Annotated in this window: 13 protein-coding genes; 8 read left to right on the top strand and 5 right to left on the bottom strand. The window is 62.9% G+C overall.

From position 1 onward, the window contains the following. The first annotated feature begins 28 nt into the window (after positions 1-28). From ACIQUB_RS21105 to ACIQUB_RS21095, 3 genes are all read left to right on the top strand, one after another. Positions 29-781: an SURF1 family protein gene (locus ACIQUB_RS21105; RefSeq protein WP_402931812.1), complete on the top strand. Its 753-nt coding sequence runs from the start codon at positions 29-31 to the stop codon at positions 779-781. 97 nt (positions 782-878) lie between these two features. Continuing rightward, on the top strand, positions 879-1,640 hold the full coding sequence (locus ACIQUB_RS21100) for a histidine phosphatase family protein (protein WP_402931990.1): 762 nt from the start codon (positions 879-881) through the stop codon (positions 1,638-1,640). A 142-nt stretch (positions 1,641-1,782) separates the two neighbouring features. Next, positions 1,783-2,091 (top strand): hypothetical protein, encoded by a 309-nt coding sequence (locus tag ACIQUB_RS21095; RefSeq protein WP_402931810.1) that lies wholly within the window; start codon positions 1,783-1,785, stop codon positions 2,089-2,091. 22 nt (positions 2,092-2,113) lie between these two features. Here ACIQUB_RS21095 and ACIQUB_RS21090 read toward each other — a convergent pair whose 3' ends face one another. The 4 genes from ACIQUB_RS21090 to ACIQUB_RS21075 form a co-directional block, all read right to left on the bottom strand. Continuing rightward, on the bottom strand, positions 2,114-2,947 hold the full coding sequence (locus ACIQUB_RS21090) for an ABC transporter permease (protein ID WP_402931808.1): 834 nt from the start codon (positions 2,945-2,947) through the stop codon (positions 2,114-2,116). Continuing rightward, a complete protein-coding gene (locus tag ACIQUB_RS21085; protein ID WP_402931806.1) occupies positions 2,947-3,771 on the bottom strand; it encodes an ABC transporter permease in 825 nt (274 codons plus the stop codon). The genes ACIQUB_RS21090 and ACIQUB_RS21085 overlap by 1 nt, the downstream gene beginning before the upstream one ends. Before the next feature lie 144 nt (positions 3,772-3,915). Further along, positions 3,916-5,049 carry an extracellular solute-binding protein gene (locus ACIQUB_RS21080; RefSeq protein ID WP_113236824.1) on the bottom strand — a complete coding sequence of 378 codons (1,134 nt, stop codon included), beginning with the start codon at positions 5,047-5,049 and terminating at the stop codon, positions 3,916-3,918. A gap of 54 nt (positions 5,050-5,103) precedes the next feature. Further along, entirely contained in the window at positions 5,104-6,234 is a 1,131-nt protein-coding gene (locus tag ACIQUB_RS21075) for an ABC transporter ATP-binding protein (protein ID WP_402931803.1), read from the bottom strand. A gap of 303 nt (positions 6,235-6,537) precedes the next feature. Here ACIQUB_RS21075 and ACIQUB_RS21070 point away from each other — a divergent pair, with 303 nt between their 5' ends. From ACIQUB_RS21070 to ACIQUB_RS21050, 5 genes are read left to right on the top strand one after another with little or no spacing between them, the layout of a single operon-like run. Then, positions 6,538-7,374: a metallophosphoesterase family protein gene (locus tag ACIQUB_RS21070; protein ID WP_402931801.1), complete on the top strand. Its 837-nt coding sequence runs from the start codon at positions 6,538-6,540 to the stop codon at positions 7,372-7,374. Beyond that, positions 7,371-8,534, top strand: coding sequence for an ABC transporter ATP-binding protein (locus ACIQUB_RS21065; protein ID WP_402931799.1), 1,164 nt, complete (start codon positions 7,371-7,373; stop codon positions 8,532-8,534). Before ACIQUB_RS21070 ends, ACIQUB_RS21065 begins: the two co-directional genes overlap by 4 nt. Next, a complete protein-coding gene (locus tag ACIQUB_RS21060) occupies positions 8,527-9,453 on the top strand; it encodes a carbohydrate ABC transporter permease (protein ID WP_402931798.1) in 927 nt (308 codons plus the stop codon). Before ACIQUB_RS21065 ends, ACIQUB_RS21060 begins: the two co-directional genes overlap by 8 nt. Before the next feature lie 11 nt (positions 9,454-9,464). Next, a complete protein-coding gene (locus ACIQUB_RS21055; RefSeq protein WP_112949457.1) occupies positions 9,465-10,301 on the top strand; it encodes a carbohydrate ABC transporter permease in 837 nt (278 codons plus the stop codon). 29 nt (positions 10,302-10,330) lie between these two features. Further along, positions 10,331-11,596, top strand: a complete 1,266-nt coding sequence (locus ACIQUB_RS21050) for an ABC transporter substrate-binding protein (RefSeq protein WP_018896966.1) — start codon at positions 10,331-10,333, stop codon at positions 11,594-11,596. Between the two features lie 51 nt (positions 11,597-11,647). On the opposite strand, the gene ACIQUB_RS21045 is transcribed toward ACIQUB_RS21050, so the two are convergent. Next, positions 11,648-12,640 carry a substrate-binding domain-containing protein gene (locus ACIQUB_RS21045; protein ID WP_402931795.1) on the bottom strand — a complete coding sequence of 331 codons (993 nt, stop codon included), beginning with the start codon at positions 12,638-12,640 and terminating at the stop codon, positions 11,648-11,650. Positions 12,641-12,767: the final 127 nt, after the last annotated feature.

The following is a 12,767-nucleotide window of genomic DNA, read 5'->3' as shown; positions in this document are numbered from 1 at the left end:
GCAACGCCGCCCGTTACGGTTTAAGACCTTGACAAACTCCCCTGCAGACCAAGCCCCCAAACGTCGTTCGGCGATCGCACTGACGATCTTCTGCGGCTTCCTCGTCGTTGTCCTTTGCGCGGTTTTCGCGCTTGGTGTCTGGCAGGTCGAACGCCGCGCCTGGAAACTGGATCTGATCGCCCGTGTCGATCAACGCATCCATGCCGAACCGGTGGCCGCCCCCGCCCGCGCTGACTGGGGAAATATCACCAAAGAAAATGACGAATACCGCCGCGTCACGGCTGAAGGCACCTTGCAGAACGACAAGGAAAGCCTCGTCTACGCGGCGACGACGCTTGGCGCCGGATACTGGGTGATCACGCCCTTGACGCTTGCCGACGGGACATCCGTGATGATCAACCGCGGCTTCGTGCCGACGGACAAGCGCGATGTGAACACGCGCCTCGACGGCCAGGTTTCCGGCCCCGTCAAGATTACCGGCTTGCTCCGCCTCAACGAGCCGGGCGGCACCTTCATCAAGTCGAACGATCCCGCGAACGACCGATGGTACTCGCGCGACGTGGACGCGATGGCCGCCAAGCGTGGGGTCACCGATATCGCCCCTTACTTCATCGATGCCGATGCCACGGCCAATGCGGGTGGTTTTCCCGTTGGCGGGCTGACGCAGGTCAGCTTCCCGAACAACCACCTCCAATATGCGCTCACCTGGTTTGCGCTCGCCGCGATGGTCGCCGGCCTTCTGGTTTTCGTCCTGCGCAGCGAGCTGCGCCGACGTCGATAACGGGTCGGGCCTTCGGGCCCGACATCCACGGCGTTGCCCCGGGCGGCCGCACCGTTCATGATACGGCGATTCCATTTCGGACAATCCGGGCCGCATGATGCGCATCTTTCTCGTTCGCCACGGCGAATCCCTCGGCAATCTTGATGAGCGGGCTTACGGCCAGTTCGGCGATCACAATGTCCCGCTGACCAGGTGGGGACACCGGCAGGCGATTGGCGCGGCCGTGGCGATAGCTTCCCACCTCAGAACCTTGGCCGACGTCCGACAGCTGCAGATTTGGTATTCGCCATTCTTGAGAACGCGCCAGACCAAGGACGCGCTGCTCGAGGTTCTTCCGTCTGATCTCATAGGCAAGGTCCGGGAAGACTATCTGTTGCGCGAGCAGGATTTCGGCCTGTTCACCGAGATCTATGACCATGCGGAGCAGAGGCAAAAATTTCCCGACGAGTTCGAGAAATGGGCACGGCTGCGCAACAACAGCGGAAAGTTCTACGCGCGGCCGCCGGACGGCGAGAGCCGTGCCGATGTCGCCCAGCGCATGCGCCTGTTTATCCAGACGGCACTGCACGACGCCCGCAATGGCGACGACACCGTCATCATCGTCGGCCACGGTGTTACCAACCGTGCATTCGAGATGAATTTTCTGCAGCAACCGGTCGACTGGTTCGAGCGCTCCTATAATCCCGGCAATGCCGATGTGACGCTGCTTCATGGATCGCATGCTGCGGGATACACCTCGACGCTGCTCCACCACGCCGCCGATCGCCGGCCGGGCGAGGAAAGCGAGATGCGGGAGGCCTATGGCGCCCGGGTCACGATCGCGACGAGGCTCGATACTCCTGAAGGGAGTGGGACGTGATTTGCGCACATATGGGGCTACGTTGCCTGCGATGATCGACGTCACAACATCTGGTACGGAACCCCGCTCCTGCGGCACATGCACATTGTGCTGTCGACTGCCCGAGATCGATCAGCTCTCGAAGCCGGCGAATGAGCTGTGCGTGAACTGCGTGACAGACCAAGGCTGCCGCATCTACAACGATCGCCCGGATCTCTGCCGGGATTTTCTCTGCGCGTGGATGACGAACCCCATGCTCGGCCCCGAATGGGACCCAACAGTCGCGAAGATGATGGTCTACGGCCAGGGCGATCAGCTCACGGTGCTTGTCGATCCCGAGCATCCGCGAGCGTGGCGCGAGGAGCCATACGCAAGCCAGCTAACGGCATGGGCGACGGACGCAGCCGGGCGTGGCGGCTATGTCATCGTCTTCGTTGGCGACGACGTCTACAAGGTCGCTCCGACCAACTAATCGCCGCTTTGCAGATGAAGTCTCAGTGTCCGACGCGCGACAGCACGTCCGCTTTCAGGAAGCGCTCGACGATCAGCATGAAGACGAGCGACGGGATCAGCAGCAGGAGCGCCGTGATCGAGGCGATCTGATAGTTGCCGCCAGAGGCCGTCGTGTAGAGCAGCAGCGGCAGCATGTTCACATCAGGCGCGCCCACGAAGTAGCTGCCCGTGAATTCGTCGAGGCTTTCCAGGAAGACGAAGATCGCGCTTGCCATCAGGCCGGGAGCAGCAAGCGGCAGGGTGATATCGAAGAAGGTGCGCAAGGCCCCTGCCCCGGTGACGCGCGCCGCCTGCTCCAGTTCCGCATCGATCGCCGAGAAGGCCGCAGTGGCGATCCACACAGCGTAGACGAGGCCGTGCGAGACATGCACGAGGACGACGCCCGGGATCGTACCGTTGAGACCGATTTCGTAGAAGATGCGCGCGACATTCACGTAGACCGTGAGGTTCGGGAAGGCCTGCGGGATTAGGAAGGCGAGCAGGATCGCGCTGCGCAGCGGCAGCTTCAGCCGCGCCAGCGCATAACCGGCCGGAATGGCGAGCAGCAGAGAGACGATGACGGTCAGGACGGCCACGACGAGTGAGTTGCGTAGCGAATCCAGCGCCCCGCCACGCGGCGCAAAGACCTTAGCCCAGGAGCTGAAGCCGTATTCCAGCGGCAGGCTATGCGGAAAGTACCATTTCTCGGCGACCGTCCACAGAACCAGATTGGCGAGCGGGCCGAAAATGAAGAAGGCCATCAATCCGAAGATGATACCGCGCGGCACCCACCACAGTGCGGCGAGCGAGGCTCGCGATCGAGAAACCGTCGTCATCACGCGCGCTCCTTCAGGCTTTGGCGGAGATAGATCCAGGCGACGGATGACGCCAGCACCAGCGAGACCAGGCCGAGCGCGTTGGCGACGCCATAGTCGCCATAGGCGTTGACGCGGAAAGCGATATCGGCGGTGAGCATGGTCGGCGATTGCGCGTTGATCATCAAAGGCACCGAGAGCACCGACATCATGGTGACAAAAGATAGGATCAGGCCGACGGTGAGCGTGACGGCGACCTGCGGCACGATGATCTCGAACAGCAGTCGCAATTTCGACGCGCCGAGATTGCGGGCCGCCTCGATGGTGTCGCGGTTGATGGAGGCCATCGCACCGGCGACGAGCAAAGCCACGAACGGCGTCTGCTTCCAGACGAAGGCGATGACGATGCCGCGCCAGTCGAGGAAGCTCACGGTATCGAGCGGCGTCATAAGGCCCAGGCTGACGGCCGTGTTGTTCATCATGCCGTTCTTCGAGAGAAAGGTGCGGAGAATCTGGCCGACGACGATGAACGGAATGAACATCGGCCAGCGGTAGAGCCAACGCAGGATCGCAACGGCACGCGGATGCTCGCCGAGCGTCAGATAGCCGCCGATTGCGATCGAGCCGAGGCCGATCAGCACGGTCGAGAGACCGACGATAACAACGGTGAAGACGATGTCGCTGGTGTAGAGGTCGAAGGTCTTGACGAAATTGTCGAAGCCGAGCGCTCCGCCTTCCACCCTGAAGGCGCCCACCGCCGACATGATCAGCGGAAGAATGAACAGGGCTGCGATGACCGCCAGCGCGGGCAGGACGAGCAGGAGACCGAGTAGGCGTTTCGACATGTTACGACCTTGAGACGCGAGCGAGGCGGATGAGAGGAGGCGGTGACAAAGACCGGCGCCGCCGAAAGGACGACGACACCGCGTGCCACCTCTCATCCAGTCCATCGAACCACCTTCCCCCGGGAGAGAAGGCGGTTCGCAGGCTTACTTTACGGACTTTTCGTAGGCTTCGAGGATCGCGGTGTTGTAGGGCGCGATCGGGAAAGGCTTGCCGTTGTTGGCAAGGTCATCCGGCGTGATGTCGACGAAGAGCTTGTTCCAGGTCGCGTCGTCGAGCTTCGGCTTGACGAAGTTGGCGTCGATACCCGGATACCAGTTGAAGCGCTTGACGATGCCTTCGGCCTGGACTTCCGGGCTGGTGGCGAGCGCAATGAACTTCTCGGCAAGCGCCTTGTGGCCCGACTTTTCAGGAACGACGTAGTGCATCGGCTGGCCGGGCATACCCGGTGCCGGCAGTACCAGCTTCATTTCCGGCGGCAGCTGGCCATTGGCCTGCCAGCTGTAGAACATGTCGACCCAGACAGGGCCCATGGCGATTTCGCCGCGGCTGAGAAGGTCGAGCGTGCCGGCATTGCCGGGTGTCAGCGTGGCGTTCTTGGTGAAGTCGGCGAGGCTCTTGAAGGCGCCGTCCCACTTCGTGGTTTCTTCCTGCTTGAACGGACCCGTCATCAGGTTGTTGGCATCGCCGCCGCCGAAGGCATAGACCCAGCCCATGACGAAGGACACGCCCGAAGCGCCGCCCTTGATGCCGTTATAGCCGAACTGCTTCGGGTGGGCCTTTGCCCATTCGGCAAGTTCAGCATAGCTCTTCGGCGGGTTCGGAACGAGCGCCGGGTTATAGGCGATCGCCGTCTGGCTGTTGAACATCGGCATGACGAAGCCATCGACATCCGAGCCGAGGGCGTTCTTCGCGTTGCCGCGGGTCACGAGCTTGCCGGTGTCGATGTTGCCGCGATACTTCTCGAGGTAACCCTTCTGGACCATCGGGCCGGCGAACTTTTCGTGGACGACGGCAACGTCGACGTCCCACACCTTGCTGTCGGCTGCGGCCTGCGCGTCGAAACGCTCCAGGATCTTCTGCGAGCCCGCATCGCCGGGGCCGGTGCCGACGGCGCGAACCGTGTCGCCCGGATTGGCCTTCTCGAACAACGGTCCGAGATACTGGTTGATGTAATCGACCATGTTCTGGTCGCCGGCGGTGGCGACCGTCAGCTCTTCGGCCTTTACCGGCAACGTCGCGAGAGCAATGGCGATAGCGGCATACGTCAATCTCTGCATCAGGCTTCTCCTTGTTATGAAAATGTGAGGTTCTGAAAGTCAGGCATCAAAAAGTCAGGCGTGGACTTTCCCGGGCGAAACCCGGGAAATGGCGTTTGCCGGCTGGGTGCTCGGCGAATTGAAGAGGAACAGGGCGTCGGCAGGCACCTGGACGCGGACGCGTTCGCCCGGCTCGAATGGACGCGGCGCGTCGGCCATGATCTCGCGGTCGCCGACACGAACGGCATGGCGCCAATGGCCACCGGGATAGCTGACGGCTGCGATCTCGCCATCGAGCGTAACGCCCGACCCGACAACGGCAGTCTCGGCGGAGAGGATTTGCGCCGCCTCCGGCCGGAAGCGCGCCTCGACGGTGCCTTGCACGAGGTCTCGCCCCATGAGAGCGACATGGCCTGCGGCATTCGTTGGACCTGCGGCGATGACGAAGTCGTTGCCATCAGGCGCGCCGGTCAGCGAGATCACGTTCTCGGCGCCCATGAAGGCTGCGACGAAGGCCGAGGCCGGCCTGTTGTAAACGTCTTCAGGCGTGCCCTGTTGTGCAATCCGGCCGGCATTGAGGATGACGATCCTGTCGGCCATCACCATCGCTTCTTCGCGATCATGGGTCACGTGAACGGCGGTGATGCCGAGGCGCTTCTGCAGCGCACGCAGTTCGTGGCGAACGCTGAGCCTTATACGGGCGTCGAGATTGGAGAGCGGCTCGTCAAGCAGCAGGATCTCGGGATCAACCGCCAAGGCACGGCCGAGCGCGACGCGCTGGCGCTGGCCGCCGGACAAGGCCGCCGGCTTTCGTGCTCCAAGCCCGTCCAGCCCCAGAAGAGACTGCATAGCGGAGACCCGCTTGTCGATTTCGCTGCGCTGGACCTTCTTCAGCTTCAAGCCGTAGCCGATGTTCTGCGCCACCGTCATATGCGGCCAGAGCGCGTAGGACTGAAAGACGAGCGCCATGCCGCGCTTGTCGGGCGGCAGGTGCGTCACCTCGCGATGGCGCACGGAGACCGATCCCGAGGATGGCGTAACGAAGCCGGCCAGAACACGCAGCAATGTCGTCTTTCCGCAGCCGGAAGACCCCAGCAAGGCGACGAATTCCCCGCGCTCTATATTGAGGTCTATGTCCTCCAGAACCTGGGTGTTGCCATATCTGCAGGCAACCGACCGCAATTCCAGAAACGCGCCTTGGCTCATCTTTCAACTCCCGTTGCACAGCTGTGCAATATGCTCAGGAGCTAGTTAGAATGTTTCCTTTACAGTTAGATGACGGTTGCCGCCTTCTCGCGATCCACTGCATCGAATGGATTATCCTTGCGCGGTTTTGCCCCCGATTTCAGGCACTAACAAGCGGCCCGGATGCGCAGTGACAATTCGATGACGAAAATGAAACGCAGTTGGAAAGCCGTGTTACGCCCACGACACATGATCGCTCTAAAGAGGCGCCGGAAGACGTCGCTGGCCTGAGTTTGGCCGGCGGCTTGGAACCGGAGAAGCGCCGTGAAGATCATCCATATCACCGATACACATCTGAGCCCCAACAAGCCGCATTTCAACGGCAACTGGGCGCCCTTGGTCCGCTGGATCGAGGAAACCGGCGCCGACCTGATCGTCCACACCGGCGATCTCAGCGTTGACGGCGCGGACAAGGACGAGGATCTGACCTTCTCCATGGATCTGATGCGCGAAGTATCGATCCCCATGTTGAGCGTTCCCGGCAATCACGACGTCGGCCACCTCCCGGGCTCCGCTCAGCCGGTCAATCCGGAGCGTCTGGCGCGCTGGCGCAATCTCGTCGGCCCCGACTACTGGGTCAAGGATATCGGCGAGTGGCGCATCATCGGTCTCAACAGCCTGCTGATGGGCTTCGAGGACGCGGAAGAGCAGGCGCAGTTCGATTGGCTGCAGAAGACGCTCGCCGAACGCGGCGAGCGCCGCGTCGCGATCTTCGCGCACAAGCCGCTGTTCGTGGACGACGCCAATGAAGGCGATACCGGTTACTGGAGCGTGCGCCCGACGCAGCGCCGCAAGCTTTACGACCTGATCGCCGCCCACGACGTCGCGCTCTTCGGCAGCGGCCACCTGCACTGGACGTGGAAGGGCGAGTTCGGCCAGACCTCCGTCGTTTGGGCGCCGCCGACAGCCTTTATCCTGGACACGATGGAGCGCGAAATGCCTGGCGAACGCCTAGTGGGTGCGGCCGTGCACGAACTTGGCGACGACGTCACCACCGAACTGGTCGCCGTACCAGGGATGACTGCCTACTTCCTCGATGATGTCGTGGAAGAGGTCTACCCGCAGGCAGCGCCGAAGAAGCAGCGGGAGCGAGCGGAATGAGCGCGCTTTCCCTTCGCGGCATCACCAAGTCCTTCTCCGGCAACGCCATCCTCAAGGGCGTCAGCCTTGATGTCAAGCCGGGCGAGTTCATCGCGCTGGTCGGCCCGTCAGGCTGCGGCAAGAGCACGCTGCTGCGCATCCTTGCCGGTCTCGATCATGCCGATCAGGGCCAGATCATCATCGGCGGCGAGGATATGTCGGCCATTGCGGCCGCCGATCGCAACATCGCGATGGTTTTCCAGTCCTACGCGCTCTATCCGCATCTGACAGCCGGCCAGAACATCGCCGTTCCGCTCGCCATGCGCCGTCTCTCCGGCGCGCAGCGCCTGCCATTCGTCGGCTCCATGCTTCCCGGCCAGCGCGCCATCAGCGCGGCGATCGCGCGTGATGTCGCCGAGATGGCGAAGTCGCTGAAGATCGACCATCTGCTCGACCGAAAGCCCGGCCAGATGTCGGGCGGCCAGCGCCAGCGTGTGGCTCTGGCACGCGCCATGGTGCGCCATCCGAGCGTGTTCCTCATGGACGAGCCGCTCTCCAACCTCGACGCCAACCTGCGCGTCCACGCCCGCGGCGAGATCGTGGAGCTGCATCGGCGCGCCGGTGTGCCGACCGTCTACGTCACCCACGACCAGGCCGAGGCCCTGTCGATGGCCGACCGCGTGGCCGTGATGATCGGCGGCAACCTGCTTCAGCTGGCAAGTCCCCAGGTCATTTACGATGACCCCGCCCATATCGAGGTTGCCCGCTTCGTCGGCCAGCCGCGCATCAATATCGTGCCGGCGCTTGCCGAAAGCGGCATGGTGTCCTTCGGTGGCGTCAGGCTCGGCCTGCACACCCCGGTGTCGGCCCGCACGCCGGTAAGCCTGGCGATCCGCCCTGAATTCGTCCGCCTGGCGGATAATCGTGAGGATGGTCTTGCGGCGAAGGTCGAGCGCATCGAGTTCCTCGGTTCCGAGGTCATCCTCTACTGCAAGCTCGATGCGATCGGCGAAATCATGATCGCCAAGCTCTCGCCGGCGGAGGCCAGCGGCGTCTCGGCGGGCATGCCCGTTGCTCTCTCGCTGTCACCGGACAAGGCCATGGTCTTTGCCGAGGATGGCAGCCGCCTGAAGGCAAGCCCGATTACGATCGACGCGACTTTGGAGAAGGCTCATGGCTAGCATCGCCATGGACGCCCCCGCGGCCCGCAAGACCACCGCCGCCCGCGAACGCAACGAAGCGCGCACGGCCTGGCTTCTGGCGCTGCCCGCCATCATCCTGATCTTTGTTTTCGTGCTCCTGCCAGTGGTTGCCGTCGTCCTGCTCGGCTTCACAGATTTCGAGCTCGGCATGGGCAAGTTCCGCTTTGTCGGTTTCGAGAACTATGCGCACCTGATCAACGATCGCGCCTTCCGCAAGGCTCTGTGGAACACGACGTGCTATACGGCGATCGTCGCCCCTGTTTCGATCGTCCTCGGCCTTGTCGTCGCTCTGCTGATCGAAAGCGAGACCACCGCCCGCAGCTTCTTCCGTACGGTCTACTTCCTGCCGGTGGCATCGTTGATCGTCGCCATGGCGACCGTGTGGCAATATCTCTTCCACCCGACCATCGGGCCGATCAACAGCCTGCTGGCGCTGGTCGGCATCCCCGGCCCCAACTGGCTGGCAGCCTCCAGCACCGTTCTCTACAGCCTGTCGATCATCGGCATCTGGCAGTCCGTCGGCTTCAACATGGTGCTTTTCCTCGCCGGCCTCACCGCCATTCCGCGTGAGCTCTATGCGGCAGCCGAAGTCGATGGCGCCCGCTCGGCTTTCGATCGGTTCCGTCTCGTGACTTGGCCGATGCTCGGGCCGACGACGCTGTTCGTCACGACCATCAGCATCATCAACTCGGTGAAGGTCTTCGAAACCGTCCAGACCCTGACCCAGGGCGGGCCGAACCACGCATCCGAAGTGCTGCTCTTCAGCATCTACCAGGAAGGCTTCGTCTATCTGCGAGTCGGTTACGCATCGGCGATGACCGTGGTGTTCCTGGCCATCCTGATGGTGCTCACCTTCCTCCAGTACAATGTTCTCGACCGTCGGGTGCACTACTCATGAGCGTAAACACGATGACCGCCAACCGGTGGACTCTCGGCCGCGTCAGCCGCCTGGCGCTGCTCTCCTTCGGCGCGCTGCTGTTCCTCGCGCCCTATGTCTTCATGCTGTCGACGGCAGGCAAGGCGCAGAGCGAGATTTTCACCTCCGCTCTGTCGTTGATCCCGACCAACTTCTACTACGTCGCCAACTTCACCAAGGCGCTGACCCGCGTGCCGATGGGAACGCTTCTCTGGAACGGCGTGCTGGTCTGCGGGCTGATCTTCTTCTTCCAGGTGCTGATCGCCATTCCCTGCGCCTACGCCATGGCGAAGCTGAAGTTCCGTGCGGCGCGGCTGATGATGGTTCTCGTCATGCTCGGCCTGCTGGTGCCGATCCATGCGACCGCCTTGCCGCTCTATGTCGGCTTCAACAGCCTGTCGCTGCTCAACAGCTACACCGCGCTGGTGGCTCCGTTCTCGATCTCGGTCTTCGCGATCTTCATGTTCCTTCAGTTCTTCCGGTCCATGCCCGACGATCTGATCCATGCGGCGCGCCTGGACGGCATGTCGGAGCTTGGGATTGTCGCACGCGTCATCGTGCCGAATGCCTGGCCCGCCGTCACCGCCTTTTCGATCTTTTCGGTCGTCGCCCACTGGAACGACCTCTATTGGCCTCTCGTCGTCATCACCAAGCAGGACTACGCCACGCCGCCTCTCGGCCTGATGTATTTCCGCGCCGCCGAGGCCGGTGACGACTACGGCGCGCTGATGGCCGCCACCATGATCATCACCCTTCCCCTCGTCGCCGCATTCCTGCTCGCGCAGAAGCGCTTCGTCGAGGGTATCACCATGACCGGTCTCAAAGGCTGACCGGTCGCCTCAACCCAGGAGAACGAGCGATGAAACGTATCACCCAGCTTCTCGCCGCAGCGGCCATCTCGATGGCGACAACCGTGCCGGCTTTCGCCGAGACGACGCTGACGGTCCACTACCCGATGCCGGGCTTCTTCAAGGACGTGATGGACACGATCTCGAAGAAGTTCATGGAAGAAAACCCCGATATCAAGATCCAGTTCGCCAGCCCGTCGGCGACCTATGAAGAAGGTATCCAGACGATCCTTCGCCAAGTCGGCACGTCGGAAATGCCCGACCTGACCTTCATCGGCCTCAACCGCCTACGCATGATCGACGAGCGCGATGTCGCCGTCGACCTCGGCCCGCTCGTCAAGAAAGACGGCAACATGGCCGAGCAGGGCTTCTCGGACACGATCCTGAAGCTCGCCCAGGTCAAGGGCAAGCAGATCGGCCTCGCTTTCGCGACCTCGACCCCGATCATGTACTACAACGCCGATCTCGTTAAGGCCGCCGGCGGCGACCCCGAGAACCCGCCGAAGACCTGGGATGAAGTGATCGCGCTCGGCGGTAAGATCAAGGCGCTCGGCAACGGCGTCGATGGTATCGACTTCCGCTGGCAGGGCGACGACTGGATGTTCTCGGCGCTGCTGTTCGGCGCCGGCGGCTCCATGCTCAGCGAAGACGAAAGCAAGGTTACCTTCAACGGTCCGGAAGGCCAGAAGGCCGGCGAAGTGATCGAGCGTATGGTCAAGGAAGGCGGCCTGCCCGTGTTCACGAAGTCTGCCGGCGAGCAGGCATTCGCGGCCGGCAAGGTTGGCTTCGAGTTCCAGACGACAGGCGCGCTGCGCAACACCATCAAGAATGTCGGCGACAAGTTCGACCTGCGCACCGCTCCGCTGCCGCTGCTCGACCCCGCCAAGGGCCACCTGCCGACCGGCGGCAACGCCGTCGTCATCCTGACCAAGGATGCCGCAAAGCAGGAAGCCGCCTGGAAGTTCGCCAAGTTCGCGGCCGGCCCTTATGGTGCCTCGGTCGTCGTACCCGGTACCGGCTACGTTCCGAACAACGAGCTGGCCGCCAAGTCGCCTGATTATCTCGGTGACTTCTACGCCAAGAACCCGCTGTTCCAGGCCGGCCTGAAGCAGATGCCGCTGATGGTTCCGTGGTATGCCTTCCCGGGCTCCAACGGCGTTCGCGTCACCCAGACGATCGTCGACAACCTCTCGCGCATCGTCGACCAGTCGTCGGCGCCGAAGGAAGCCCTCGACGACGCAGCCGCCGACGTCGAAGGCATGCTGCCGCGCAGCTAAGCGCGACCGAATGGTCCTATCGAGCCGTCGCACACTGTGCGGCGGCTCTTTCTATTTGGATGGTTTGTTGAGATCGCGAACGGTCCCGCCCTTGTGCAGCGAATAGGCGAGTTCGAGATGCCGGTCTGGTGCTGCGTTCTCGACCATATCGAGAAGCAGCGACGCCGCCGTCGTGCCCATACTGGCATCCGGCATGTTCATCGTCGTCAATGGCGGATCGATCAGCCGGCCGATGACGATGCCATCGAAGCCGGCCACCGATATGTCGCGCGGCACGGACAGACCCTCGCGGCGCAGGGCCGCGATCACCCCCAACGCCAGAAGGTCATTGGACCCGATGATCGCGGTCGGGCGACCGTCCCGGATGGCGGTCAGGATGTCGATCTGGTCGTATTCCGAGACGAAGGAGATCTGCATGGCAGCAAGCGGCGGCTTGCCGACTTCCCGCAAGGCTTCGAGATAACCCTGATAGCGGCGCGCGGCGCGGTCGGAGGCGGCGAAGCTGCCGGAGACGAACAAGATTCGCTCGTGCCCCATCTGCAGCAGATAGCGCGTGAGGTCCCGGCCTGCGGCGAAATTATCGACGGTAACGGCAGCCGGATGACGTTCCGTCGGCAGATTGTGCAAGAGCACGGTAGGCGGCAAATCGCCAAGTAGCGCCTGGCTGGTGAGGCCGTTGCAGACGGTCAGGATCAATCCCGTCGGCCGTTCGCTCATCAAGCCCGAAACGGCATCCGCTTCCTGCAGCGGATCGTAGTTGGACTGGGCGATCAGCACGCTGTGACCGGCGCTCAGCATGCGGTTCTGGATACCCGACAGGGATGCGGCAAAGACGGGGTTGGTGAGGCTGGGTACGAGCACGCCGATCACGGGTCGCCGGCCGCCCTTGGCGTTGGCGCCGGGAGCGCGATAGCCGAGTTCGCCGGCCGCCTTGCGCACCTTGCCGACCATCGCGGGGCTGACCGGCCCGCTATGGTTCAGAACGCGGCTCGCCGTCGCCGTGGAGCAGCCCGCACGTTCAGCAACTTGGCGCAGTGTCGCCATGGATCGTTTTCCCGCGTTCTCGGATAGAGCCTCCCGTGTCCGGCTTTAGCAGGGATGGCGCGACGCGCGCAAGAATACGCGCGGTTGCACTCTGTCGCACCCCTCTCCCGATGAGCACAATTCAGCC

This window comes from Rhizobium sp. NPDC090275, assembly GCF_044772225.1.
Taxonomy (GTDB): Bacteria; Pseudomonadota; Alphaproteobacteria; order Rhizobiales; family Rhizobiaceae; genus Rhizobium.
The sequence above is the reverse complement of the archived record's forward strand: the minus strand, read 5'-3'. Positions and strand labels throughout refer to the sequence as shown.

What these genes read in the sequence shown, in the direction of transcription:
- ACIQUB_RS21045 (WP_402931795.1), bottom strand. Translation starts at nt 12,640, where the DNA reads ATGGCGACACTGCGCCAAGTTGCTGAACGTGCGGGCTGCTCCACGGCG.
- ACIQUB_RS21060 (WP_402931798.1), top strand. Translation starts at nt 8,527, where the DNA reads ATGGCTAGCATCGCCATGGACGCCCCCGCGGCCCGCAAGACCACCGCC.
- ACIQUB_RS21100 (WP_402931990.1), top strand. Translation starts at nt 879, where the DNA reads ATGCGCATCTTTCTCGTTCGCCACGGCGAATCCCTCGGCAATCTTGAT.
- ACIQUB_RS21055 (WP_112949457.1), top strand. Translation starts at nt 9,465, where the DNA reads ATGACCGCCAACCGGTGGACTCTCGGCCGCGTCAGCCGCCTGGCGCTG.
- ACIQUB_RS21065 (WP_402931799.1), top strand. Translation starts at nt 7,371, where the DNA reads ATGAGCGCGCTTTCCCTTCGCGGCATCACCAAGTCCTTCTCCGGCAAC.
- ACIQUB_RS21075 (WP_402931803.1), bottom strand. Translation starts at nt 6,234, where the DNA reads ATGAGCCAAGGCGCGTTTCTGGAATTGCGGTCGGTTGCCTGCAGATAT.
- ACIQUB_RS21050 (WP_018896966.1), top strand. Translation starts at nt 10,331, where the DNA reads ATGAAACGTATCACCCAGCTTCTCGCCGCAGCGGCCATCTCGATGGCG.
- ACIQUB_RS21080 (WP_113236824.1), bottom strand. Translation starts at nt 5,049, where the DNA reads ATGCAGAGATTGACGTATGCCGCTATCGCCATTGCTCTCGCGACGTTG.
- ACIQUB_RS21090 (WP_402931808.1), bottom strand. Translation starts at nt 2,947, where the DNA reads ATGACGACGGTTTCTCGATCGCGAGCCTCGCTCGCCGCACTGTGGTGG.
- ACIQUB_RS21085 (WP_402931806.1), bottom strand. Translation starts at nt 3,771, where the DNA reads ATGTCGAAACGCCTACTCGGTCTCCTGCTCGTCCTGCCCGCGCTGGCG.